The 24,925-nt window shown below is 65.0% G+C and carries 25 protein-coding genes and 1 tRNA gene; 20 read left to right on the top strand and 6 right to left on the bottom strand.

The annotated features are described in order from the left end of the window. Window positions 1–4: 4 nt before the first annotated feature. The 9 genes from BZF59_RS06750 (at window position 5) to BZF59_RS06715 (ending at window position 7,765) form a co-directional block, all read left to right on the top strand. The gene (locus BZF59_RS06750; protein WP_086607492.1) at window positions 5–955 is read left to right on the top strand and encodes a rod shape-determining protein MreC; all 951 of its coding nucleotides are present in this window, start codon (window positions 5–7) and stop codon (window positions 953–955) included. Then, a complete protein-coding gene (mreD, locus tag BZF59_RS06745; RefSeq protein ID WP_086607491.1) occupies window positions 955–1,509 on the top strand; it encodes a rod shape-determining protein MreD in 555 nt (184 codons plus the stop codon). The genes BZF59_RS06750 and mreD overlap by 1 nt, the downstream gene beginning before the upstream one ends. Beyond that, window positions 1,509–3,647, top strand: coding sequence for a penicillin-binding protein 2 (gene mrdA, locus BZF59_RS06740; protein ID WP_086607490.1), 2,139 nt, complete (start codon window positions 1,509–1,511; stop codon window positions 3,645–3,647). The genes mreD and mrdA overlap by 1 nt, the downstream gene beginning before the upstream one ends. Further along, window positions 3,644–4,780 carry a rod shape-determining protein RodA gene (gene rodA, locus BZF59_RS06735; RefSeq protein WP_086607489.1) on the top strand — a complete coding sequence of 379 codons (1,137 nt, stop codon included), beginning with the start codon at window positions 3,644–3,646 and terminating at the stop codon, window positions 4,778–4,780. The genes mrdA and rodA overlap by 4 nt, the downstream gene beginning before the upstream one ends. 135 nt (window positions 4,781–4,915) lie before the next feature. Further along, window positions 4,916–4,991, top strand: a tRNA-Lys gene (locus tag BZF59_RS06730). 116 nt (window positions 4,992–5,107) lie between these two features. Next, complete coding sequence (gene ribB, locus BZF59_RS06725; protein WP_086607488.1) at window positions 5,108–6,355, top strand: 3,4-dihydroxy-2-butanone-4-phosphate synthase; 1,248 nt, start codon at window positions 5,108–5,110, stop codon at window positions 6,353–6,355. 4 nt (window positions 6,356–6,359) lie between these two features. After that, window positions 6,360–6,779 carry a 6,7-dimethyl-8-ribityllumazine synthase gene (gene ribH, locus BZF59_RS06720; protein ID WP_086607487.1) on the top strand — a complete coding sequence of 140 codons (420 nt, stop codon included), beginning with the start codon at window positions 6,360–6,362 and terminating at the stop codon, window positions 6,777–6,779. A 162-nt stretch (window positions 6,780–6,941) separates the two neighbouring features. Beyond that, window positions 6,942–7,106 (top strand): hypothetical protein, encoded by a 165-nt coding sequence (locus tag BZF59_RS16030; RefSeq protein WP_158094285.1) that lies wholly within the window; start codon window positions 6,942–6,944, stop codon window positions 7,104–7,106. Between the two features lie 146 nt (window positions 7,107–7,252). Further along, entirely contained in the window at window positions 7,253–7,765 is a 513-nt protein-coding gene (locus BZF59_RS06715; RefSeq protein ID WP_086607486.1) for a MarR family winged helix-turn-helix transcriptional regulator, read from the top strand. On the opposite strand, the gene eno is transcribed toward BZF59_RS06715, so the two are convergent. Further along, window positions 7,762–9,048: a phosphopyruvate hydratase gene (eno, locus tag BZF59_RS06710; protein ID WP_086607485.1), complete on the bottom strand. Its 1,287-nt coding sequence runs from the start codon at window positions 9,046–9,048 to the stop codon at window positions 7,762–7,764. The two genes, BZF59_RS06715 and eno, sit on opposite strands and share 4 nt — an antisense overlap. A 146-nt stretch (window positions 9,049–9,194) precedes the next feature. On the opposite strand from eno, the gene BZF59_RS06705 reads away from it, so the two are divergent. The 5 genes from BZF59_RS06705 to BZF59_RS06685 all read left to right on the top strand — a co-directional run bounded on the left by BZF59_RS06705 (window position 9,195) and on the right by BZF59_RS06685 (window position 11,566). Next, window positions 9,195–9,857, top strand: a complete 663-nt coding sequence (locus tag BZF59_RS06705; RefSeq protein ID WP_245806054.1) for a hypothetical protein — start codon at window positions 9,195–9,197, stop codon at window positions 9,855–9,857. Window positions 9,858–9,878: 21 nt separating this feature from the next. Then, complete coding sequence (locus BZF59_RS06700; protein WP_086607484.1) at window positions 9,879–10,310, top strand: phage holin family protein; 432 nt, start codon at window positions 9,879–9,881, stop codon at window positions 10,308–10,310. Further along, the gene (locus BZF59_RS06695) at window positions 10,307–10,684 is read left to right on the top strand and encodes a hypothetical protein (RefSeq protein ID WP_086607483.1); all 378 of its coding nucleotides are present in this window, start codon (window positions 10,307–10,309) and stop codon (window positions 10,682–10,684) included. Before BZF59_RS06700 ends, BZF59_RS06695 begins: the two co-directional genes overlap by 4 nt. Further along, the gene (locus BZF59_RS06690; protein ID WP_086607482.1) at window positions 10,681–11,250 is read left to right on the top strand and encodes a hypothetical protein; all 570 of its coding nucleotides are present in this window, start codon (window positions 10,681–10,683) and stop codon (window positions 11,248–11,250) included. The genes BZF59_RS06695 and BZF59_RS06690 overlap by 4 nt, the downstream gene beginning before the upstream one ends. An 85-nt stretch (window positions 11,251–11,335) precedes the next feature. Further along, complete coding sequence (locus BZF59_RS06685) at window positions 11,336–11,566, top strand: DUF4170 domain-containing protein (RefSeq protein ID WP_069310170.1); 231 nt, start codon at window positions 11,336–11,338, stop codon at window positions 11,564–11,566. Between the two features lie 26 nt (window positions 11,567–11,592). Here BZF59_RS06685 and BZF59_RS06680 read toward each other — a convergent pair whose 3' ends face one another. From BZF59_RS06680 to carA, 5 genes are all read right to left on the bottom strand, one after another. Continuing rightward, the gene (locus tag BZF59_RS06680; RefSeq protein WP_143738115.1) at window positions 11,593–11,880 is read right to left on the bottom strand and encodes a hypothetical protein; all 288 of its coding nucleotides are present in this window, start codon (window positions 11,878–11,880) and stop codon (window positions 11,593–11,595) included. A 15-nt stretch (window positions 11,881–11,895) separates the two neighbouring features. Beyond that, the gene (greA, locus tag BZF59_RS06675; RefSeq protein ID WP_086607480.1) at window positions 11,896–12,372 is read right to left on the bottom strand and encodes a transcription elongation factor GreA; all 477 of its coding nucleotides are present in this window, start codon (window positions 12,370–12,372) and stop codon (window positions 11,896–11,898) included. Window positions 12,373–12,488: 116 nt separating this feature from the next. Continuing rightward, complete coding sequence (carB, locus tag BZF59_RS06670; RefSeq protein ID WP_086607479.1) at window positions 12,489–15,815, bottom strand: carbamoyl-phosphate synthase large subunit; 3,327 nt, start codon at window positions 15,813–15,815, stop codon at window positions 12,489–12,491. Beyond that, window positions 15,816–16,148, bottom strand: a complete 333-nt coding sequence (locus BZF59_RS06665) for a hypothetical protein (protein WP_143738114.1) — start codon at window positions 16,146–16,148, stop codon at window positions 15,816–15,818. Beyond that, on the bottom strand, window positions 16,145–17,326 hold the full coding sequence (gene carA / locus BZF59_RS06660; protein ID WP_086607477.1) for a glutamine-hydrolyzing carbamoyl-phosphate synthase small subunit: 1,182 nt from the start codon (window positions 17,324–17,326) through the stop codon (window positions 16,145–16,147). The genes BZF59_RS06665 and carA overlap by 4 nt, the downstream gene beginning before the upstream one ends. A gap of 142 nt (window positions 17,327–17,468) precedes the next feature. Between carA and BZF59_RS06655 the strand changes: the two genes are divergently transcribed. The 6 genes from BZF59_RS06655 to glyA all read left to right on the top strand — a co-directional run bounded on the left by BZF59_RS06655 (window position 17,469) and on the right by glyA (window position 24,917). Beyond that, window positions 17,469–17,924 carry a GatB/YqeY domain-containing protein gene (locus tag BZF59_RS06655; RefSeq protein WP_086607476.1) on the top strand — a complete coding sequence of 152 codons (456 nt, stop codon included), beginning with the start codon at window positions 17,469–17,471 and terminating at the stop codon, window positions 17,922–17,924. A gap of 159 nt (window positions 17,925–18,083) precedes the next feature. Beyond that, entirely contained in the window at window positions 18,084–19,970 is a 1,887-nt protein-coding gene (gene dnaG / locus BZF59_RS06650; protein ID WP_086607475.1) for a DNA primase, read from the top strand. Window positions 19,971–20,049: 79 nt separating this feature from the next. After that, window positions 20,050–22,080, top strand: a complete 2,031-nt coding sequence (gene rpoD, locus BZF59_RS06645; protein WP_086607474.1) for an RNA polymerase sigma factor RpoD — start codon at window positions 20,050–20,052, stop codon at window positions 22,078–22,080. A 48-nt stretch (window positions 22,081–22,128) separates the two neighbouring features. Continuing rightward, window positions 22,129–23,028, top strand: a complete 900-nt coding sequence (locus BZF59_RS06640) for a sterol desaturase family protein (protein ID WP_086607473.1) — start codon at window positions 22,129–22,131, stop codon at window positions 23,026–23,028. Window positions 23,029–23,103: 75 nt separating this feature from the next. Beyond that, the gene (locus BZF59_RS06635) at window positions 23,104–23,583 is read left to right on the top strand and encodes an RpiB/LacA/LacB family sugar-phosphate isomerase (protein WP_086607472.1); all 480 of its coding nucleotides are present in this window, start codon (window positions 23,104–23,106) and stop codon (window positions 23,581–23,583) included. Beyond that, on the top strand, window positions 23,580–24,917 hold the full coding sequence (gene glyA, locus BZF59_RS06630) for a serine hydroxymethyltransferase (protein WP_425429561.1): 1,338 nt from the start codon (window positions 23,580–23,582) through the stop codon (window positions 24,915–24,917). Before BZF59_RS06635 ends, glyA begins: the two co-directional genes overlap by 4 nt. The last annotated feature ends 8 nt before the right edge of the window (window positions 24,918–24,925 follow it).

Below are 24,925 nucleotides of genomic sequence, written 5' to 3'. Positions count from 1 at the left end.
AGCCATGGCGCCCCCCTCTTCGCGCCGCTCGGGCTTTTCGAAGAAGGCGCAGTATTCGCTGTTCACCGGCTACCTGCTGGCGGGCGCGGGTGCTGCGTTGGGCCTTGTGCTGCTGATGCTGTCGCTGTGGCAGCCGGCGGCCTTCGCCCCCCTGCGCGGTGTGGCGAGCGATGTCGTCGCCCCGGCGGGTGAGGCGGGCGCCGTAACCCGCGCGGGATCGCAGGGGATGATCGCCGGCATCGCGGGCTATTTCCAGGCCGGATCGCAAAACGCCGAACTTCGCCGCGAGCTTGAGATCGCTCGTATCCGCGTGGGCGAGGCTAACGCGCTCAAGGCTGAGAATGCGCGACTGAAGGGCCTGCTTGGACTGACCGAAGGCGAGATCAGGCCGGTGGCGATGGCGCGGCTGGTCGGCTCTACCGCCACTAGCGGGCGGCGCCATGCCTATATCAGCGCTGGGTGGAATGATGGCGTGCGACCGGGAATGCCGGTGGTGTCCGAACGCGGCGTCGTCGGCCGCGTGCTCGAAGCCGGGCGCGGATCGGCGCGGGTGCTGCTGCTGACTGACAGCGAAAGCGTGCTGCCGGTGCGCCGCGCTGCCGACAATGTCATTGCCTTTGCCGAAGGGCGCGGCGACGGACTGCTGCGCATCCGCCTCGTCAACCTTGGGGTCAATCCGCTCAAGGTCGGCGACATGATGGTGACGAGCGGCGCAGGCGGATATTACCGCCCCGGCGTCGCTGTGGCAGTGATCGCAAAGATCACGCCTGATGGCGGCATCGCGCAGCTGGTGGCGGAACCGGCCTCGACCAATTTCGTCGCGGTCGAGCCCGTTGCCCAGCCTGCCGCCGTGGCCGAGCTGACCGATCCGTCCGCCGCCCCGGCCCCCGGCCCGAGCGCCTCCTCCTCCCCTGCCGCCACCGCCTCGCCCCGCGCCGGAGCTGGGGAGGAGTGATGGAGCAGTTAGACCCGCGCGCACGTTCGGACATCTATGGCCGCCGGATCAACCGCACGTCCTCGCCGTTGCGTAGGCGTTCGGTGCCCTATGCCTCGATCATGCTGGGATCGGTGCTGCCGGTGCTGCTGATGGCCGATCTGATGCCGCTGCTGCCCTCGCTCGGCTTTCTGATGCTGCTGGGCTGGCGCATGGTGCGACCCGGCGTGCTGCCGCTGTGGGCCGGAGCCCCGCTCGGCGCGTTCGACGATCTGTTCAGCGGACAGCCCTTCGGCAGCGCAATTCTGCTATGGTCGCTGGCGATGATTGCGATCGAGCTGATCGAGACCCGCTTTCCCTGGCGCGATTTCTGGCATGACTGGTTCGCCGCCAGCCTGCTGGCGCTGACCTATTGGAGCGCGGCGCTGGTGATCTCGGGCGCGCCCTTGACGCCGGAAATGTTCGCGGTTGCCGCCCCGCAGGCGGCGCTGGCGGTGCTGCTTTATCCGATGATCGCGCGGCTGGTCGCCTGGCTCGACCGGTTCCGGCTCTCGCGTGCGCGGACGATCGACTGATGAAGTTCAAGTTCCCGTTCCGAAATGGCGTTTCCGACCGCCCGAACAAGCTCCTCAATGCCTCGATCCTGCGTGCCACCTTTGATCGCCGCGCGGTGGTGATCGGCGCGGTGCAGGGCGGAATCGGGGTGCTGCTGGCGCTGCGCCTTGGCTATCTCTCGGTCGCCGAGAACGAGAAATACCGGTTGGAATCCGAAAGCAACCGGGTCAATCTCACGCTGATCCCGCCGCGCCGGGGCTGGATCCTTGATCGCAACGGCGCAGCGCTGGCGTCCAACCGCGCCGATTTCCGCGTCGACCTGATCCCCGAGCGGCTGGTCGATGCCGACAAGACCATCGACCGTCTGGGCGAGCTTCTGTCGCTCGGGCCGGCACGGATCGCCGATATCAAGGACAAGGTCTCCACTTCGCGCGGCTTCGCTCCGGTCGAGGTCGCGAGCGGGCTTGGCTATGAACAATTCGCCGCGCTCAGCGTGCGCCTGCCGGACCTGCCCGGCGTAGTGCCGCAACGCGGCTTTTCGCGGCTGTATCCGACCGCGTCGAGCGTCGGCCACCTGATCGGCTATGTCGGGCCTGCCTCGGCCGAGGAATACGAGAAAGACCCCAACCCGCTGTTGATCACGCCGGGTTACAAGATCGGCAAGGACGGCCTCGAAAAGCAGTTCGAGAAGGAACTGCGCGGGGTGCCCGGCGCCCGGCGCGTTGAAGTGACCGCATCGGGCCGGATCGTGCGCGATCTCGAAACCCGCGAGGATGTGCAGGGCAATCCCGTGCGCCTCACCATCGACGGCCCTTTGCAGGACTATGCCGCGCGCCGCATCGGGCTTGAAAGCGGCTCGGTGGTGGTGATGGACTGCCGCACCGGCGATCTCCTGTGCATGGCCTCGATGCCGAGCTTCGACCCCAATTCCTTCTCCGACGGGATCGGCGGCGTCGAATATGCGATGCTGCGCGAGGACGAGCGCGTGCCGCTGCGCAACAAGGTGCTCAAGGGACTCTACCCGCCCGGATCGACCGTCAAGCCGATGGTGTCGATGGCGCTGATGCAGGCCGGTGTCGACCCCGAGGAAACCGTGTTCTGCGGCGGCGGCCTGCGCGTGGGCAACCGCGTGTTCGGCTGCTGGAACCGCCGCGGCCACGGCGCGACCAATATGGCCAAGGGTATCTACCAAAGCTGTGACGTCTATTTCTATTCGATGGCCCAGCGTGTCGGGATGCAGCCGATCGCCGACATGGCGCGGCTGTGCGGGATGGGGCAGGAATTCCCCCTCCCCGTCACCAGCCAGTTCTACGGCACTGTCCCTGACCCCGCATGGAAAATGAAGAAGTGGGGCCGCGAATGGCAGACCTTCGACACGGTCAACGCCACGATTGGTCAAGGCTACATGCTCGCCAGCCCCTTGCAGCTCGCCGTGATGGCCTCGCGCCTCGCCACCGGCAAGCATGTGATGCCGCGCCTGACGCTCGACACCAAGCCGCAGGGCTTCGACAAGGCCGATTTCTCGACCGAGCAGGTCACCTATGTCCGCAAGGCGATGAGCGATGTGGTCAACGGCCCCGGCACCGCCGGGCGCGCGCGGCTGCCGATCCCGGATGTGTTGATCGCGGGCAAGACCGGCACCGCGCAGGTTGTCTCGCTCTCGATCTCGAACGGCAAGTCCGGCCCGTGGAAATACCGCGACCACGGGCTGTTCATCTTCTTCGCCCCCTATGACAACCCGCGCTACGCCGGGGCGGTGGTGATCGAGCACGGCGGCGGTTCGGGCGCGGCCTATCCGATCGCGCGCGACGTGATGACCTTCCTGTTTGATCCGGCCAAGGGCATGGAGGCGCTGACCGCGCTCGAGGCAGGCTGGGGCGGCACCGCGCAGCAGCGGCTCGAACGGCGCTACGCCGCCTATGCCGCCGAGCGCGGCGCGACCGTCAGCCGTCCGCCGCGCCGCGAGGAGGAGATCTTCGACCGGGTCGAGGCCGAGGCGCGGGTCGCCGCTGCCCAGACTGAGGCGATTGCCGATGAAGTGATCGCCCCCCGGCCCGAGGCCAACCCCTCGGGCGTTCCGGCAGGCAGCGCCGCGCCGCCCGCGCCGGTGCCGACGCCCACACCCCTTCCCCTCTCGCCTGCTGAGACCGGCCGATGAACACGCTTGCCGCCCGCAGCGGGATCGTGCCCGAGCCGATCGCCCGCCAGCCTTGGGAAATGCTGATCCCGCTGCTGCTGCTCACCGCATTCGGCGGACTGGTGCTCTACTCAGCCGGCGGCGGGGCGATGGAGCCCTTTGCCAAGTCGCATTTCATCCGCTTTGCCGTGTTCGCGGTGATGACCGGGATCATCGCTTCGCTCCCGCGCGAGCTGGTGAACCTGCTCACCTACCCTTCCTATCTCGCGGTGCTGCTGCTGCTGCTGGCGGTGGAGATCGTCGGCCAGGTCGGCGGCGGGAGCCAGCGTTGGCTGGAGGCCGGGCCGATCCGCATCCAGCCCTCCGAACTGATGAAGCCCGCAGTGGTGCTGGCGATGGCGCGGTTCTATTCCAAGCTTCCCGCAGGGATGATCGGGTCATGGCGCTCGGTGGTGCCTTCAGGGATGCTGATCGTGCTGCCGATCGCGCTGGTGCTGCTGCAACCCGACCTCGGCACATCGGTGGCGATTGCCTTCGGGGGCGTGGTGGTGATGTTCCTTGCCGGGTTGCCGCTGTGGTGGTTCCTGCTGGCGGGCGGCGCGGGCGTGGCGGCGATGCCGCTGGTCTATTTCTTCGCCCTGCACGATTACCAGCGCGCCCGCGTGACAACCTTCCTCGATCCCGAGAGCGACCCGCTGGGCGCGGGCTACCACATCGCCCAGTCCAAGATCGCGATCGGATCGGGCGGATTGTTCGGCAAGGGATTCAACGCCGGCACCCAGAGCCACCTCAACTACCTGCCCGAGCCGCACACCGACTTCGTCTTCGCCACCATGGCCGAGGAATGGGGCCTCATGGGCGGGCTGTTCGTGCTGACGATGTACACGCTGATCCTGCGCTGGGGCTGGAAGGTCGCGAGCGAATCGCAGGACCGCTTTTGCGCGCTGCTCGCCGCCGGGGCGACCGCGACGATCTTCTTCTACATCGCCATCAACCTGCTGATGGTGATGGGCATGGCGCCCGCCAAGGGTATCCCCTTGCCGTGGATGAGCCATGGCGGCTCTTCGATGATGACCAACATGATCTGCATCGGCCTCCTGATGATGGTCAACCGCTGGAACCGCGAGGCCCCGCGCCGCGGCCTGTCGGTCTAATCTGCCGCAGATGCGAAAAGGCCCTTGCCATCGAGGGCCGACGCGCTAAATGCAGCGCCTCACGCGAATCGGGATGCAGCTTCGGCGCTCCGGACCGCGCTTCCGGCGGATCCTTTCGGGGGTATTTGGCGGAATGGACGCATAGCTCAGTTGGTAGAGCAGCTGACTCTTAATCAGCGGGTCCTAGGTTCGAGCCCTAGTGCGTCCACCATCCCTCCTTTAGCGATGACATCGACCGGTTGGGTGGCGCGCTTGCCTGCGCTTTCCTGTCAGATTCATCTTACGTGGCCAGCTTGCAATCACACCTTGATGTGATAGTGCGCCCATATGAACACATCGCTCATCACACGCGTTCGCGATCTCGTCACATCGGGCACCATGACCAAGGCCGGGCTCGCCCGCGCCGCCGGTTTGCACGCCAACACCTTGCGTGACTGCACCGAGGACAGCTGGAACCCCACCGCCGAAACCCTCGCCAAGCTCGAGACCTTTCTCGACGCCAATGCCGACAGGCCGGTGCTCGCCACGATTGAGGAGATTATCGATGAGGCACGCAACGGGCGGATGTATATCCTCGTCGACGATGAGGACCGGGAGAACGAGGGCGATCTCATCATCCCGGCTCAGATGGCGACCCCGCAGGCGATCAACTTCATGGCGATGCATGGGCGGGGCCTGATCTGCCTTGCGCTCACCAAGGAGCGGGTCGATCACCTCGGCCTCACCCCGATGAGCCGCAACAACAAGGAATCGATGCAGACCGCCTTCACGATCTCGATCGAGGCGAAGGAGGGCGTCACCACCGGCATTTCCGCGGCGGACCGCGCGCGCACCATCTCGGTCGCGATCGATGCGGCCAAGGGGGCGGACGACCTGGTCACGCCGGGCCACGTCTTCCCGCTGATGGCGCGCGATGGCGGCACGCTGGTGCGCGCCGGGCACACCGAGGCGGCGGTCGACATCTCGCGGCTCGCCGGCCTCAATCCCTCGGGCGTAATCTGCGAAATCATGAACGAGGACGGGACCATGGCCCGGCTCGACGATCTCATCACTTTCGCGCGCAAGCACGATCTCAAGATCGGCACGATCCGCGATCTGATCGCCTACCGGATGCGCAACGATCATCTGGTCGAGCGCCTGTCGGAACGCGCCTTCACCTCGGATTATGGCGGGCAGTGGCGGATGATCACCTACCGCAACCGGATCGAGGGCAACGAGGCCTATGTGCTGCAGAAGGGCCATGTCGTCCCCGGCGAACCCACCCTCGCCCGCGTTCATCCGATTTCGGTGTTCGACGATGTGCTGGGGGCTCCGGGGCCGCGCAAGCGCACGCTCCAGCGCGCGATGCAGGCGATCGGCGAGCATGGATCGGGCGTGATCGTGATCCTCACGGGCCGCGTCGGCACCGGCGAATGGCGCCCTGACGAGGAACTGCGCAATATCGGTATCGGCTCGCAGATCCTTGTCGATTTGGGGGTCAGCACTATGGTGCTGCTGTCCAACAGCCGTCCCGATCTCGTCGCGCTTGAAGGCTATGGCCTGACCATCACCGATTTCCACCCCATTCCGGAGTAAACCCATGGCCGACATCCTCATCGTCGAAGCGCGCTTCTACGGCCACCTCAACGACATGCTGATCGCTGGCGCGCGCGCCGCGCTGGAAGCGGAAGGCCACACAGTCGAGGTGCTGACCGTTCCCGGTGCGCTTGAAATCCCCGGCGCGATTTCGCTGGCGGCCGAGGCCGATCGCTACGACGCCTTCGTCGCCATCGGCATGGTGATCCGCGGCGAGACCTATCATTTTGAGATCGTCGCAGGCGAAAGTGCGCGTGCGATCATGGCCTTGACGATGGACGGCATCGCCATCGGCAATGGCATCCTCACGGTCGAGAACGAGGCTCAGGCGCTGGTCCGCGCCGACCCCGCGCAGAAGGACAAGGGCGGCGAGGCGGCCAAGGCGGCGCTGGCGCTGCTGGCGCTGCAAGACAGGTTCGGTTGACGATTGGCGCAGGGGCCGTGCCGATCTGGGGCGGCCCCGCGCCTACGTAGTTTCCCTCTGTAGATTTCCATAAGCCATTAACGCGATATCCGACCAGCTTCTGCTGTCCCGCACGGTGTGTGGCGGCTAGCAATGTTGATGACGCGATGTTGGGATCTGGCCTTGAACACTCTTTCTCCTGCCCTGCCATGTGACAGCGGCGCGCACACCATTCTGGCCGCGCTTGAGGCGCAGTTGGCCGCGCTGGATCGGATGGGTGCACATATCGCGGCGGCCCATGTCGATGCGGCCATCCAGCAACTGCGCCGCGATCTGAGCAAGCGCTAAGCGGGCGGGCCTATCGACTGATTTTCCCCAATTAAAAGAAAGCCCTGCGTATTAACCCGTAAAGCCAGCGTAGGCCAACCGGCCTATGGGTTCTGCTAGGGAGACGCCTCAAAGAAATGCCTTGCGGCGATCCCGGGGACGCAGGAATGGGCGACATATCACACGAAACCGCACGCACGCTTGATGGCGAAAACCTTCCCGAACAGGCGACGATCATCCATCCGCTGGCCGATGAGTTGATGGCGATTGCCAACCGGTTGCGGCTTGCGGCCGGTGAGGGGGCGGGGACCGAGCATACCCAGCGTGAGCCGCAACGCCCATCTCGCAGCCACCTAGCTCTTGCGCGAAAGGCCTATGCGCTTCGGCGCAAGCGCGGGGCGATCTTCGGCAATCCCGACCTCTTCGGCGAACCGGCGTGGGACATCCTGCTCGACCTCTTCATCGCTCAGGCCGAGGGCAAGAGCGTCTCGGTCTCCAGCGCCTGCATCGGCTCAGCCGCGCCGGCCACCACCGGGCTGCGCTGGCTCGGAGTGCTGGCCGATGAAGGCCTGGTGCTGCGTGACCCCGATCCCGAGGACAATCGCCGGGTGATGGTGCGCCTCACTCCCACGGGTTGCGCCGCGATGGAACGGTTTTTCGACGCGGTGGAAACCGCCTAGGTGCGCGCACCGAAGCAGGCCCGCCCGGCATAAGCTGCGCCGTCGCCCAGTTCTTCCTCAATGCGGATAAGCTGGTTGTACTTCGCAAGCCGGTCAGAGCGCGCAAGCGAGCCGGTCTTGATCTGGCCGCAGTTGGTGGCGACTGCGAGATCGGCAATGGTCGCGTCCTCGGTCTCGCCCGAACGGTGGCTCATCACGCAGGTGTAGCGCGCGCGGTGCGCCATATCGACCGCCGCGAGCGTTTCGGTGAGCGTGCCGATCTGGTTGACCTTCACCAGCAGCGAATTGGCAAGGCCGCGGCCGATCCCGTCGGAAAGGCGCAGCGGATTGGTGACGAACAGGTCGTCGCCCACCAGCTGCACCTTCTCGCCCAGCAGGCCAGTCAGCGCGGCCCAGCCCTCGAAATCGTCTTCGCTCATTCCGTCCTCGATCGAGCGGATCGGGTAATCGGCGCAGAGCTTTCCGAGGTAATCGGCCATTTCGTGCGGGGTCAGGCTGAGGCCTTCGCCGCTGATCTCGTATTTGCCGGCCTTGAAGAACTCGGTCGCGGCGCAATCGAGCGCCAGCACGATATCCTCGCCGGGCATGAAGCCTGCCTTGGCGACCGACTCCATGATAAAGTCCAAGGCCGCGCGGGTGCTGGCGAGATCGGGCGCAAAGCCGCCCTCATCGCCCACGCTGGTCGCGAGGCCCTTCTGGTGGAGGCCCTTCTTCAAGGTGTGGAACACTTCCGCCCCCCAGCGCACCGCCTCGGCAAGGCTGTCCGCGCCGACCGGCATGATCATGAATTCCTGAATGTCGATCGGGTTGTCGGCATGCTCGCCGCCGTTGATGATGTTCATCATCGGAACGGGAAGCATATGCGCCGAGACCCCGCCGAGATAGGAATAGAGCGGCAGGCCCCGCGCATTGGCCGCCGCCTTGGCGACCGCGAGCGAGGTGCCGAGGATCGCGTTGGCGCCAAGCCGCGCCTTGTTGGGCGTGTCGTCCAGTGCGATCAGCGCCAAGTCGATATCGCGCTGGTCTTCGGCATCGAAATTGTCGATCAGGAGCTCGCGGATCTCGGTGTTGACCGCCTCGACCGCCTTGAGCACGCCCTTGCCGAGATAGCGAGCGGCATCGCCATCGCGCAGTTCCACCGCCTCATGCGCTCCGGTCGACGCGCCCGAGGGCACCGCGGCACGGCCAAAGCTGCCATCATCGAGCAGCACATCCACTTCGACGGTCGGATTGCCGCGGCTGTCGAGAATTTCGCGGCCGTGGATGTCGATGATCGCGGTCATGTTTTGCTCCGGCTCTAATGTGTTGTATAATGCTAAGACACATCGCCGTGATTCCGGGTGTGTCGCGCTGTTCCGGGCCCTATTCTCTGGAACAATAGCGCGCAAGCACGCTTGATCATGTATACCTACACACAGCTGATGAGAGCATGACAATGGCAAATGACATCACCAACGGCGCGGCCACTCCCAAGGCCCGCAAGACCGCTTCCAGCCCGGCCAAAGGTGGCGCCGCCACTGCCAAGAAGGCTCCGGCCAAGGCCGCGTCGCTGAAGACGGGTGCCGTCAGCAAGGGTGCCGATGCGCCCGCCATCGCGCCCAGCAGCACCAGCGCCCCGGTTGCCGAAGCCAAGAGCCGTTTCAACGCCGCGCTTGAGGAAGCCAAGGCCGGTGCCGCCGCGTTGCGCACTGAAGCGGAAAACCGCATCAGCACCGTCAGCGGTCAGGCCAAGGGCAAGGGCACCGATCTTGTCGCCGAAGCCAAGACCTACGGCAATCAGGCACTCGGCAAGGCTGGCGAACTGGCCGTCGATGGCAAGCAGGCCGCGACTGACGCGATCGCCTCCCTCGGCAAGGTCGTGGGCGATACCGCGCCGCAGATCGACGAAAAGCTTGGCGAGCAGTATGGCGATTACGCCCGCAAGGCGGCGCGCACGTTGCAGGAAACCTCTGCCAAGCTTGAAGCCAAAAGCGTAGAAGAACTGGGCGAGGATGCCCGCACCGCAATCCGCAAGAGCCCGGCCACCGCGGTCGGTATTGCGGCCGTCGTCGGTTTCTTCCTTGCACGGATGCTGGGCGGGTCGAAGCGCTGAGGTTGGTAGAACCCCTGTCTCATGGATGACACCGACCCCGGCCTTGCGGTGCCGCCCGAGGCTTCTGCGCCTCCGAGCGACACCCCGGCGCCCCCTGCCGAAGATGATGGCAACAGCTTCACCGCGCTGCGCGATGATGTCGGCGCGCTGGTGGATGATGCGCGGACCTATGTGGAGGCGGAACTCGCCTACCAGAAGACCCGCGCCACGCTGGCGGGCAAGCACAGCGCCCGCGCGCTCGGCTTTTTCGGACTCGCGCTGGTGCTTTTGCATATCGCGCTGATCGCCTTGGCGGTGGGCGCGGTGATTGCATTGGCACCCTATGTGACGATCTGGGGCGCGATCGCGATCGTGGTCGGCGTGATGCTGCTCGGCGTCGCGATCCTGCTGCGGTTGGCACTGCGCGACGGCAAGGTGGTAGGCGCAATGTTCGACGATGGAGACGCGGGATGACGCTTCTGCCGCCCCGCTTCATTGAAGACCGCGCGATCCGCGATGCGGCGCGCGCCGTGCTGACCGAGGATGTCGAGCGGCTGCGCGACAGTCTTTCGCAGGAGGGCATCGCAAGCCGCGTGTCCTCTGGCGTGACCACCACGCTCTCGGCACGGTTCCGCGACGGCGCGCGCGATGTAATGTCCGAAATCCGCGAGCAGGCCGGCGAACGCAAGGGCCTGATCGCGCTTCTGGTCGGCCTGTTCCTGCTGTTCCTGGCGCGTGGGCCGATTTTCGAACGGATCGAAGAGTTGCTCGACGATTCCGAACCAGTTGACGACGACGAAGATACCGACGCTCCCCCCGCGCCGGCGCCTGAAGGAGACCCCGCATGACCGAACTTACCCCCATCGACAAGCGCGATGCCCTGCGCGCCCGGATCGAAGCCGCGGAACGCCGCAATGCCGACCGCACCCTCGCCGATCAGGCGCGCGCGGCCGCCGATGCCGCGATCGACTACACCCGCGCCAACCCGCTGACCGTGATCGGCGGCGCGCTCGTTGCCGGCGTGGTGATCGGCCTGCTGACCCGCCCCGGACGGCGGATGGCGGGCAAGGCCTTCCACAATGCGAGCGATGCGATTTCCGATGCGACGTCGAGTGTGTCGCGCCGGGCGCGCGGAATCACCTCGCGCGGCAATTCGCGCTTCAGCGACCTGATCGGCGATACGGCGATGGCCTTTGTGATGAACCTGCTCGACGAAGCGGTCGAAGGCGCGCGCGCCGCGCAGGACCGCGCCGAGGCGCTGGGCGACGCAGCGGGAACGCAGGCGAAGAAGCTCGGCAACAATGCCGCCGAAGCAGCAGGCTCGGCCGCCGACAGCACCCGCGCGCTGGCCCGCAAGGCAAGCAGCGCCGCAGCCGGCGCAGTGCGCGACCTGCGCAACAAGGCAAAGGTCTGAGGGCTTTGCAAAGCCGCTAGAGACTTGCCCTTGGCGCTGGGGCCGTTAAAGGCGCGCGCATCCTTCCTCCCCAAGGGCAAGTCACATGGCAGAAACCACCCCCACCCAGCGCCTCCACCTCGTGATGGGCGGCCGCGTCAAGGATCCGCGCGGGATCGAATTCCAGGACCCGGAAAGCATCCACGTCGTCGGCGTCTACAGCTCTTACGACGCGGCGGTCGACGCATGGCGTGCGCAGGCGCAGCGCACCGTCGACGATGCCGAGATGAAATATGTGGTGGTCCATATCCACAAGCTGCTCACCCCCGAGGACTAACTGGGCGCGAGCTTTGCGCTGTCGTGTCAGCGCAGCGCCGCCACAGCAGCGGCCACACCCACGGCGAGCAGCGCGACAATCGCCTTCGTTCGGCGATCCGAACGGCGGCCGTGCCAGCGCTCCTCGTCAAGCCAGTAGCGGCCCTGCCCGTCGGTGCGCAGGACATCCGCGCCCTTCAACCGCTCGAAAGCGCGACGGCGGCTCGGGCGTGCGGGCGCATAGGGGATCGCATCGGCCATGCTGACAGCTCCCGCCGCGAGGAAATCCGCGGCGACCCTGCGCTCGGCCAGAGGTCGGACAGGCGGGAGCGCCATGCCGCTTTCAAAGCCTCAGATGAATTCGATCTTGTCGACGAGGTAGAACTTCTCGCCCGAAGGCACCGTCACCTCGATCTCGTCACCGACCTGCTTGCCGATCAGCGCGCGCGCGAGCGGCGAGGAATAGCTGATGCGGCCCTTGTTCGCGTCCGCCTCGGTCTGGCCAACGATCTGATAGCGCACCGGCTTGTCGTTTTCGTCGAGCAGGGTGACAGTCGCGCCGAAGATGATCCTGTCGCCCGACAGCGTGGTCGGATCGATGATCTGCGCGCGGCTGACCATGTTCTCGATCTCGCCAATCATGGCTTCGACCTGGCCCTGACGCTCCTTGGCGGCATGATATTCGGCGTTTTCCGAAAGATCGCCGTGCGCGCGGGCTTCCTCGATCGCTTCGACGATCTTCGGGCGTTCCTCGCGCAGCACCTTGAGGTCGGCGGTCAGCCGCTCGTAACCCTCGGCCAGCATCGGGACCTTTTCCATCGTCGCCATTATCCGTGTCTTTCTGTCTATTGCCCCCGCCACCTCCCCGAACCGGGAAAGAAAGCCCACCGCGCCGTAAAATCCTTGCGGCGCCCGTGACTTTCGAACTGTGGGGGAAGTGTCAGTCAGGTGCTATAATAGTCCTGCAAGCTGCGGACTTCAAGCGACTCGGGCCGGATCGCCGAAATCGCCATGGCGACAGCCAGCGAACCGGCGGCGGTGGTGTAGTAGGGCACCTTGCCCGCGAGCGCCGCCTGACGGATCGATTTACTGTCCATCAGCGACTGCCAGCCCTCGGTGGTGTTGAAGATCAGCGCGATATCGCCGTCGATGATCTTGTCGACGATATGCGGCTGGCCCTCGGCCACCTTGTTCACCCGCTCAACACCCAGACCCTGTTCGGCAAGGTAGCTCTGCGTCCCGCCGGTCGCGATTACGCGGAAACCGTGGTCGATCAGGCGCTTGACTGCCGGAACGATAGTCGCCTTGTCGGTGTTCTTGACGCTGACGAACACCGTCCCCGATTGCGGCGGCACCATCCCTGCGCCCAGCTGCGACTTGAGGAAGGCGGCTTCGAAACTCGCATCGATCCCCATCACTTCGCCCGTGGACTTCATCTCCGGGCTGAGCACCGGGTCCGCCCCGGGGAAGCGCGCGAAGGGGAACACCGCTTCCTTCACCGCCATATAGGGCAGATCGCGCTTGAACGGGGGGAAGTCGGCAAGCTTCTCGCCCGCCATCACCCGCGCGGCGATCTTGGCCACCGGCTGGCCGATTGCCTTGGCGACGAAGGGCACGGTCCGGCTGGCGCGCGGGTTGACCTCGATGAGATAGACCTCGCCATCTTTCACCGCGAACTGGATGTTCATCAGCCCGACGACGCTCAGCGCATGCGCCAGCGCCTCTGCCTGGCGTTCCATTTCGGCGATCACTTCGGCGGGCAGCGAATAGGGCGGCAGCGTGCAGGCCGAATCGCCCGAGTGGACGCCGGCCTCCTCGATATGCTGCATCACGCCGGCGATGCGCACTTCGATGCCATCGCACAGCGCATCGACATCGCATTCGATCGCATCGCGCAAATACTGGTCGATCAGCACCGGGCTGTCGCCGGAGACATTGACCGCGGTGGCGATGTAATTGTCGAGCTGCGCTTCGCTATCGACGATCTCCATCGCCCTGCCCCCAAGCACGTAGGACGGGCGCAGCAGCACCGGGTAGCCGATGCGGGCGGCGACCGCGGCGGCCTCGTCACGGCTGCGGGCGATGCCGTTGTCGGGCTGCTTCAGCTTCAGCTTGCTGACCAGCTTGGCGAAGCGCTCGCGGTCTTCGGCGAGGTCGATCGCGTCGGGCGAGGTGCCGAGGATCGGGATACCCGCATCCTCGAGCGCCTGCGCGAGCTTGAGCGGGGTCTGCCCGCCGAACTGCACGATCACGCCGACCAGCTCGCCCGCCTGCTGTTCCACCCGCAGGATCTCCAGCACGTCCTCGTCGGTCAGCGGCTCGAAATAGAGGCGGTCGGAGGTATCGTAATCGGTCGAGACCGTCTCCGGGTTGCAGTTGACCATGATCGTCTCGAAGCCCTGCTCGGCCAGCGCAAAGCAGGCGTGGACGCAGCAATAGTCGAACTCGATCCCCTGCCCTATCCGGTTCGGCCCGCCGCCGAGGATCACGATCTTGCGTCGGTCGCTCGGCAAGGCCTCGCATTCGGGATCGCCGAAGGTCGGTGCTTCGTAGGTCGAATACATGTAAGGCGTGATCGCCTCGAACTCGGCGGCGCAGCTGTCGATGCGCTTGAACACCGGCAGGACGCCGAGCTTGTGGCGCAGGGCACGCACTTCGCTGGCGCTGGTGGCCCCGGCCATGGCGACGAGCGCATCGTGGAGCAGGCCCGAACGCTTGGCCTGAGTCTCACCCAGACCGCCCGCCACGCCGACCGAACGCACCGCCAGCGTCGCGAGGCGCTTGTCCGAAAAGCCCATCGCCTTGAGTCGGCGCAACCCGGCGGCATCGCGCGGCAAGCCGTCCTTCTGTACTTCGGCCTCGGCGGCGATGATCGCCTCGATCTGGCGCAGGAACCACGGGTCGTAGAAGGTGACCGCGGCGACATCCTCGACCGACAGTCCCTCGCGGAAGGCCTGCGCGACCTTGAGCAGCCGGTCGGGCGTGCGGCGCGACAGGGCGGCGGTGATCACGTCGCGCGGCTGGCCTTCCAGCTCGACCACGCGGTTGAACCCGTCGAGCCCGGTTTCGAGACCGCGCAACGCCTTCTGCATCGATTCCTGAAAATTGCGCCCGATCGCCATGACCTCGCCGACCGATTTCATCGCGGTCGACAGGTCGGTGGCCGCGCCCTTGAACTTTTCGAAGGCGAAACGCGGGATCTTGGTGACGACATAATCGATGGTCGGCTCGAAACTCGCCGGAGTCGCGCCGGTGATCTCGTTGGTCAGCTCGTCGAGCGTATAGCCGACCGCCAGCTTGGCCGCGACGCGGGCGATCGGGAACCCGGTGGCCTTCGATGCCAACGCCGAGGAGCGGCTGACGCGCGGGTTCATCTCGATGACGATCAGGCGGCCATCCTTGGGATTGACCGCGAACTGCACGTTGGAACCGCCCGTCTCCACCCCAATCTCGCGCAGGCACGCGATGCTCGCGTTGCGCATGATCTGGTATTCCTTGTCGGTCAGCGTCAGCGCCGGGGCGACGGTGATGCTGTCCCCGGTATGGACGCCCATCGGGTCAACGTTCTCGATCGAGCAGACGATGATCGCGTTGTCCTTGCGGTCGCGCACCACCTCCATTTCGAACTCCTTCCACCCGAGGAGCGATTCCTCGATCAGGACTTCGGTGGTGGGCGAGGCGTCGAGGCCTTCCTTTACGATCTGGTCGAATTCGGCCTTGTTATAGGCAATCCCGCCGCCCGTGCCGCCGAGGGTGAAGGAGGGGCGGATGATCGAGGGCAGCCCCGTGCGCTCGAGGATTTCGCGCGCCTGCTCCAGCGTGTTGGCGACGCCGCTGCGCGCGCTTTCCAGCCCGATCTTGTCCATCGCATCGCGGAACCGCTGGCGGTTCTCGGCCTTGTCGATCGCATCGGCCTTGGCCCCGATCATCTCGACGCCAAATTCGGCCAGCACACCCATCTCGTCGAGCTTCAGCGCGCAGTTCAGCGCGGTCTGCCCGCCCATCGTGGGGAGCAGCGCATCGGGCCGCTCCTTGGCGATGATCTTGGCGACGATTTCGGGCGTGATCGGCTCGATATAGGTCGCATCGGCAAACTCCGGATCGGTCATGATCGTCGCGGGGTTGGAGTTGACGAGGATGACGCGGTAGCCCTCCTCCTTCAACGCCTTGATCGCCTGCGTGCCGGAGTAATCGAACTCGCACGCCTGGCCGATGATGATCGGGCCGGCGCCAATGACGAGGATCGAGGAGATGTCGGTTCTTTTGGGCATTTACTGGCCTTCTTCCGGCGTCACGTACTTAGCGTTTCCGACAAGTCCGATCGGGGCACCTGACTTTTTGATGTATTCCAGCACACAGACGGATGCGTCGTAATCCGAATTCGGGCTCGGCTCGAATTTGAGCTCGCCGCTCGGCATCACCGTCAGTTCGATGTTTTTAGCATTGCACTTGTGAAGGATCGCGTAGGCATCCGACTGTTGGAAACCGTCGGAGAAATCGATCTTGATCGGAAGATCGCTTCCAACCGTTGTTGACGCCGGTTTGCATGCGATCACGCCAAGTGGAGCGATAAGCAAGAGTGCCGATCTGCGGAACCTTTTCACCCCAGCCCCCCGATGAACTTCTCAAACAGATAGAAGCTATCTTGCGGCCCCGGCGAGGCCTCGGGGTGATACTGCACCGCGAAGGCCCGCTTGCCCTTGATCGCGATCCCGCAATTCGTCCCGTCGAACAGGCTCACATGGGTCTGTTCGACATTCTCCGGCAGGGTATCCACATCGACCGCGAAGCCGTGGTTCATCGAGGTGATCTCGACGAGGCCCGTGGTCTCGCCCCAGCCCTCGCCCACGCGCTGCACCGGGTGGTTCGCGCCGCGGTGGCCCTGGTGCATCTTGATCGTCTTCGCGCCCGCCGCGAGCGCGAGCATCTGGTGGCCGAGGCAGATGCCGAACAACGGCACATCCGCGTCCAGAAGCGCCTTGATCACCGGTACGGCATATTCCCCCGTCGCCGCCGGATCGCCCGGGCCGTTGGAGAGGAATACGCCGTCAGGGTGCAATGCCATCACTTCGTCAAACGAGGTCTTGGCCGGCACCACCGTCACCCGCGCCCCGGCCTTCACCAGATTGCGGAAGATGTTGTCCTTCGAACCATAGTCGATCGCCACCACGTGCGGCTTGGCATCCCGCGCCGCGCGGCCATAGCCCTTGCCGAGCGTCCAGTAGCCGCCCTCCCAGCCCTCGCTCTTGTCGCGGGTCACGCGGATCGCGAGGTCCATGCCCTCAAGCCCCGGCCACTCCTGCGCGCGCTTCACCAGTGCGGGAATATCGAACTTGCCGTCCGGCGCATGGGCGATCACCGCGTTGGGCGCGCCGGTCTGGCGGATGCGGCGGGTGAGCGCGCGGGTGTCGATGCCTGCAAGGCCGATCTTGCCGTTCCTCACCATCCACTCGGCGAAGCGTTCGACCGAGCGGAAGTTGCTCGGCTCGGTCACGTCCTCGCGCACCACGCAGCCGACCGCGCCTTCGACCTTGCTCTCGACGTCCTCGCCATTGGCGCCGACATTGCCGATGTGCGGGAAGGTAAAGGTGACGATCTGCGCGGCGTAGGAGGGGTCGGTCATCACCTCCTGATAGCCGGTCATGGCGGTATTGAAGCACACCTCGCCCACGCTCGCCCCGACCGCGCCGAAACCGCGGCCCCACACCACCGTGCCATCCGCGAGAACGAGGACTCCCGTCGCCCCTGAAGGTTGCGCGCGGAAAGATGCGGGGTCGGCCATGGGGCGCTCCGTTTGCAGGGTTATGCCAGCGATGTTGCTAAGTTTCGTCCGCTAGGCGTGGTGGCCCCCCGCGTCAACCTAGGCGAGGCCCGATATTTGCGTTAGAGGCGCGCGCGAAAGCTCCATCCACAGGAAACACGTAATGATCCGTGACGATATCAAGGCCGCCACCATCGCTGCGATGAAGGCGGGCGAGAAGGACCGCACCGCCGCGCTCCGCCAGATCAGCGCCAAGATCAAGGACCGCGACATCGAGGAACGCACCGCCGCCACGCCTGTCACCGACGACGATGTGCTGGTGACGAGCGTGCTGCAGAAGATGGCCAAGCAGCGCCGCGAATCGATCGAGATGTACGACGCGGGCGGCCGCACCGAGCTCGCGGCGGTCGAGCGCGCGGAACTCGCCGTGATCGAGGAATTCCTGCCGCAGATGATGGACGAGGCTGCCACCCGCGCCGCGATCGAGGCGATCAAGGCGGAGACCGGCGCGTCGAGCATGAAGGACATGGGCACCGTGATGGCCGAGCTGAAGGCCCGCCACGGCGCGGTGCTCGACGGCAAGCTGGCGAGCGGGCTGGTGAAGGCGGCGCTATCGTAACTCAATCCCGTTCGTGCTGAGCTTGTCGAAGCACCGTTCTTGGTCTTGGGGTCATGCGCTTCACCCGAAGAAAAGTGCGGCCCTTCGACAAGCTCAGGGCGAACGGATATTTATGGGCAGGCGCTTGAACCCGGGCCCAATCCGGCGCACCTAACCCGCATGGCCATCACCCCGCAATGGAAGGACGAGCTGCGTGCGCGGATCACGCTGTCGACGCTCGTCCAGCGCTCGGTGAAGCTCACCCGCGCGGGGCGGGAGTGGAGGGGGTGCTGCCCGTTCCACGAGGAAAAGACGCCGAGCTTCTACGTCAACGACCAGAAGCAGTTCTATCACTGCTTCGGCTGCGGTGCGCATGGCGATGCGATCGGCTGGATGGTCGATCACGCCGGGCTGCAATTCATGGACGCGGTCAAGGAGCTGGCGACGATGGCCGGGATGGAGGTCCCTGCCCCCGACCCGCAGATGGCCAAACGCGCGGAGCAGCGCGCGAGCCTGATCGACGTCACCGAGGCGGCGCAGAAGTTTTTCGTTCAGAGCCTCGCCGAGCCGGGCGGTAAAGCGGCGCGCGATTATCTCCAGCGGCGTGGCTTCAGCCCCGCGATCATGCGCGAATTCGGCTTCGGCTGGGCACCCGAGGATCGGCAAGCGCTTCCCCGCGCCCTGCCCGCTTTCGGCGAGGACATGCTCGAGGAAGCAGGGATGCGCGCCGCCAACGAGCAGGGCGAACGCTACGACCGCTTCCGGGGCCGCGTCATGCTCCCAATTCAGGATGCGCGCGGGCGGGTAATCGCATTCGGTGGGCGCATCCTCGACAAGCGGGATGGCGTCGCCAAGTATCTGAACTCGCCTGACACCGATCTCTTCGACAAGGGCCGCACGCTCTACAACCTCCACCGCGCCGCCCCCGCCGCGCGCCAGTCGGGCCGTGTGGTGGTGGTCGAAGGCTATATGGATGTGATCGCGCTCGCCAATGCCGGGATCGCCGATGCCGTCGCCCCGCTGGGCACCGCGCTGACCGAAATGCAGCTCGAACTGCTGTGGCGCATGGTCGAGGTGCCGGTGCTGTGCTTCGATGGCGACGCGGCAGGGCAACGTGCCGCGATGCGGGCGATTGCGCGCGCGCTGCCGCTGCTTGCCCCGATGCGCTCGCTCAGCATCGTGCGCCTGCCCGCCGGGCTCGATCCCGACGATCTGATCAAGGCGCGGGGTCGCCAAGCGATGGAAAAGCTGCTCGCCAGCCCGAGCAGCCTGATCGACACCCTGTGGGAATTCGAGCGGGACGCCCAGCCCCTCGCCACGCCCGAGGCCAAGGCGGGATTGAAGGCGCGGCTGATGGCCCATGTCGAGACCATTGCCGATCCCGAGATCAAGAGCCTCTACCGGCGCGAATTGTCCGAGCGCTTTTCGGCCTTCGCCTACCCGCCCCGCGCGCCGCGTGCGCCCGGTCGCCCGGCCTTCCAGCCCGGCCAGCGTGGTGGCTGGCGGCCCGGACCCGCGCTGCCGCAGGGCCTCAGCGCCGGCGCGCGCGAGCAGCTGACGGGGATGATGGCGGGCGGCCAGCGGCAGGGTCTGCTTGTCGCCGTGCTCGCCGGTCTCACGCGGTTTCCGCAAGAGATCGCACGCCATGCCGAGGCGCTTTCCACCCTCGCCCGGCACGACCCTTCTGCCGCGCCGGGAATCGAATCGCTGTTCGAACTTGCAGAAACGCTTGATTCGCGCGCCCCTGTCGCCATATGCAGCACCGGAAGCCAACCTGCCCCGCCGGCAGATATCCGCTACGCCTTCCTCAATGAAGGCAACGATCCCGGCGCTGCGTGCGAGGAACTGGCTGAAGCTGTGTCGCTGCTGGTCGAAAGACCGGCGCTTGAGGCTGCGCTTGCGGCCACGATTGCGCGTTTCGACAGCGATCCGGAAGGATCGTTTGCCGAACAGACGCGTTTGCGCGCACAGCTCCTGGCAGTCGAAGAACGTCTCAAGGCTTTTGGCCGCCGCAAGGCGGCACCACCAGAAGCCCTCGAGACCGGCACGAGTGATGATGCCGCCTGACCGGCGGACATGGGATTAACGGGTGGCGGGCGCATCGCGTAAGGCCTGACACACCCCAGAACGGAAAATGTGACGATATATGGCCGAGAAGGAAGATGCCCCGCTGATCGATCTGAATGATTCTTCGATCAAGAAGCTGATCAGCAAGGCGAAAAAGCGCGGCTACGTCACCTATGACGAGCTCAACGAAGCGCTGCCCTCGGGCGAGATGAGCCCCGATCAGATCGAGGACATCCAGACCGCGCTGTCCGAAATGGGCGTGCAGATCGTCGAAAGCGACGAAGATGCCGAAGCTGAGGCCGAAGGTGAGGAGGCCGAGGAAATCGTCGCGCCCGACGATGACGACGATGATGATGACGATGGCGAGCGCAAGGGCCCGGCCAAGGATGCGCGCGCCGGCAACAAGAAGCTCGCCACGGGCGAACGCACCGACGATCCGGTGCGTATGTATCTGCGCGAAATGGGCGCGGTCGAACTGCTCAGCCGCGAAGGCGAAATCGCCATCGCCAAGCGGATCGAGGCTGGGCGCGACATGATGATCATGGGCCTGTGCGAAAGCCCGATCACCTTCCATGCGATCATTCAGTGGTCCGAAGCCCTCAACAACGGCGACATGCAGCTGCGCGAGATCCTCGATCTCGACGCGATGCTTTCCAAGGAGCCGCCGGCAGAGAAGATGGCCGACGGCGCCGAGGATGACGACGACGACGAAATCTCCGAAGCCACCGCCGGCCCGACCATCCGCGAGGATGACGAAGTCGAGGACGAGCCCGAAGCCGACAGCGACGACGACGAGGACGGCGAAGGCCGCCCCAAGCGCGAAGAGGAAGAGGAGGAGGACAACACCCTCTCCCTCGCCCAGATGGAAGCCGCGCTGAAGCCCGAGGCACTCGAACGCTTCGCGCGCATCACCACGCTGTTCAACGCCTTCGAAAAGCTTCAGGCCGAACGGGTCGAGACGCTGGCGGCAGGCAATGCTTTTCCGGCGGGCAAGGAAGCCAAGTACGAACAGCTGCGCGAAGACCTCACCGCCGAGGTCGAGTCTGTGCAGTTCCACGCGACCAAGATCGAGTTTCTGGTCGACAATCTCTACGCCTTCAATCGCCGCCTGACCACGCTGGGCGGGCAGATGCTCCGTCTCGCGGAACGCCACAAGGTCAAGCGCGTCGACTTCCTCGGCGCCTATGTCGGCAACGAGATGGACGACGCCTGGATCAAGGAGCGCGCCAAGAAGGACAAGAAGTGGGCCGCCTTCGCCGAGCGTGAGGAGGACGCGATCGAGCGCATCCGCTCCGAAATCGCCGACATCGCCGCGCAGACCGGCATGAGCCTTCCCGAGTTCCGCCGCATCGTCAACATGGTCCAGAAGGGCGAGCGCGAGGCGCGCATCGCCAAAAAGGAAATGGTCGAGGCGAACCTGCGTCTGGTGATCTCGATCGCCAAAAAGTATACGAACCGCGGGTTGCAATTCCTTGATCTTATTCAGGAAGGCAATATCGGCCTGATGAAGGCGGTCGACAAGTTCGAATACCGCCGCGGCTACAAGTTCAGCACCTATGCGACGTGGTGGATCCGGCAGGCGATCACCCGCTCGATCGCGGACCAGGCGCGCACCATCCGCATTCCGGTGCACATGATCGAGACGATCAACAAGCTGGTGCGCACGTCCCGCCAGTTCCTCCACGAGGAAGGCCGTGAGCCGACCCCTGAGGAAATGGCGCAGCGTCTCTCGATGCCGCTCGAGAAGGTACGCAAGGTGATGAAGATCGCCAAGGAGCCGATCTCCCTCGAAACCCCCATCGGGGACGAGGAAGACAGCCACCTCGGCGATTTCATCGAGGACAAGAACGCGATCATCCCGGTGGATGCCGCGATTCAGGCGAACCTCAAGGAAACCGTCACCCGCGTGCTGGCGTCCCTCACCCCGCGTGAAGAGCGTGTGTTGCGGATGCGGTTCGGCATCGGGATGAACACCGATCACACGCTCGAAGAAGTCGGCCAGCAGTTCTCGGTGACCCGCGAACGTATCCGTCAGATCGAGGCGAAGGCGCTGAGGAAGCTCAAGCACCCGAGCCGGTCACGCAAGATGCGGTCGTTCCTCGATCAGTAAACGCAACAGGGGCTTCCCAACGGGGCTTGTTTCGGTAAGTTTGCGGGCATGGAAAGCCTCGAACAAGCGATCGACTTCGTGGGTGGCCCCGCTGCCATCTGGATTCTTGCAAGTGTCTATTTCGGAAGCGTGATCCTCGAGCGCCTGTGGGCGCTGCGGCACAACCCCGATTACAACAACAAGGATGCGCTCTGCTCGATCGGGCTCAACCTGATCGGCAACACCTTCAATCTTGTGATCGGGTTCCTGATCCCGCTGGTGCTCTATGTGCTGGTGTTCGACAATTATCGCTTCGTCGATCCGTTGCCGCTGGCTTTGGCGATCCCGCTCGCGTTCCTGATCAACGAGTTTGCCTACTACTGGGACCACAGGCTTGCCCACCGCGTCGGACTGCTGTGGGCGATCCACGCGATCCACCACTCCTCCAACGAATTCAACCATACCACCGCTGCGCGCGGCTTCATCATCGACCCGAAGGTCAAAGTGCTGTTCACCGTGCCAGCGGCCCTGATCGGCATCGATCCGGTCGTGTTCGTCGCGGTGCAGGTACTCGGCAATGCCTATGGCATCTGGAACCATGCGAGCTGGGTGCCACGCCTTGGCTGGCTCGACCGGGTGCTGATGACTCCCAAAATGCACAAGGTGCATCACGCCAACCAACCGCAATACATCGACAGGAACTACAGCCAGGTCACACTGCTGTTCGACCGGCTGTTCGGCAGCATCGCGCATATCGATGAGGAGCCCAACCCGGGGCTTGTCAAACCGACCTATGATTACAATCCGCTGACGGCACAACTCGTCGGGTTCAGGCAGCTCAAGGACCGGATGGACACCGCGACCCGCTGGCAGGACAAGCTCGCCTATCTGTGGCGTCCGCCCGAATGGTCGCATGACGGCGTGTGCCGGGCCGACTGCCCCAAGTACGCAGGACTGTCTGCAGCCTGAAAGAGCTGATCCCGCCGGTCGAAAAGCTTCGCCCGAGGGGTGGAGAATCTCCGCTCCAGCGCCTATAGGCCCCACATGCGCATTGCTATCGCCTCCGACCACGCCGCCGTGGAGCTCAAAGCCGAACTTGCCGAATGGCTGGTCGAGGAAGGTCACGAGGTCGCCGACCTCGGGCCGGAACCCGGGCAGAGCGTCGATTATCCCGATTACGGCTACCGCCTTGCCGAGATTATCGCGGAAGGCACGGTCGAATTCGGCATCGCGCTGTGCGGCAGCGGGATCGGCATTTCGATCAGCGTCAACCGCCACCCGCAGGTGCGCTGCGCGCTCGTCAGCGAACCGCTCTCGGCTGCCCTCGCCCGCGAACATAATGATGCCAATTGCATCGCAATGGGCGCGCGGCTCGTAGGGATTGAGATGGCCAAATCCTGCATCGCCACTTTCCTTGATACCGAATTCGCCGATGCCGGCGATCCGGCCGGGCGCCATCAGCGCCGCGTCGGCAAGCTCGGCAAGCCCCCGTTCCAGCCCGATCATATCGAGACCCATCAATGAGCACCGCCCCGCTTGATTTCGCCGCCCGCACGCAGAACCAGAGTGGCGCCGCCCAGATGGATGGCTTCTGGAACGACGATCTGGCCCATGCCGATCCCGAGATTGCAGCCGCGATCGGCAAGGAACTCGCTCGTCAGCGCGACAAGATCGAGCTGATCGCCTCCGAGAATATTGCGAGCCGCGCGGTGCTCGAAGCAGCCGGGAGCGTCTTCACCAACAAGTATGCCGAGGGCTATCCGGGCAAGCGCTATTACGGCGGATGCGACTATGCCGACGTGGTCGAAACGCTCGCAATAGAGCGCGCCAAGCAGCTGTTCGGCTGCAACTTTGCCAATGTGCAGCCCAACTCGGGCTCGCAGATGAACCAGGCGGTGTTCCTTGCGCTGCTCAACCCCGGCGATACCTTCATGGGGCTCGACCTCAATTCGGGCGGGCACCTCACCCACGGTTCGCCGGTCAACATGAGCGGCAAGTGGTTCAACGTCGTGTCCTACGGCGTTGCCCGCGAGACCGAGACCATCGACATGGACGAAGTCGCCGCCAAGGCCCGGGAAAGCAAGCCCAAGATCATCATCTGCGGCGGCACCGCCTATTCGCGCACCTGGGATTTCCCCGCCTTCCGCGCCATCGCCGATGAAGTCGGCGCGGTTCTGCTTTGCGACATGAGCCACATTTCGGGCCTTGTTGCGGGCGGCGCCCACCCCTCGCCCTTCCCGCATTGCGACATCGTCACCTCGACCACCCACAAGAGCCTGCGCGGCCCGCGCTCGGGTATCATCCTGTGGAATGACGAGAAGTACACCAAGCCTCTGAACATGGCGGTTTTCCCTGGCCTTCAGGGCGGCCCGCTGATGCACATCGTCGCTGCCAAGGCGGTCGCCTTCAAGGAAGCGCTCGATCCGAGCTTCAGCGACTATGCGCACCGTATCGTCGAAAACGCCCGCGCGCTCGCTGCTAGCCTCGAGGAAAACGGTCTGCGCATCGTCAGCGGCGGCACCGACAACCACTCGATGCTGGTCGATCTCACCGCCAAGGACGTGACCGGCAAGGACGCCGAGAAGGGCCTCGATCGCGCCTTCCTCACCTGCAACAAGAACGGCATCCCCTACGATACCCGCTCGCCCTTCGTCACCAGCGGCATTCGTCTCGGTACGCCCGCCGGCACCACCCGGGGCTTCGGCCCGGACGAGTTCCGCACGATTGGCAAGCTTATCGCCGAAGTGGTTGAAGGCCTTTCGAAAAATGGCCCCGAGGGCGATGCGCAGATCGAAGAGAGCGTGCGCCAGCGGGTCAGCGCGATGTGCGCCGCCTTCCCCGTCTACCCCGGCATGTAAGGAGCTCT

Origin of the sequence: Erythrobacter donghaensis, assembly GCF_002155425.1 — a bacterium.
Lineage (GTDB): Bacteria > Pseudomonadota > Alphaproteobacteria > Sphingomonadales > Sphingomonadaceae > Erythrobacter > Erythrobacter donghaensis.
The sequence above is the reverse complement of the archived record's forward strand: the minus strand, read 5'-3'. Positions and strand labels throughout refer to the sequence as shown.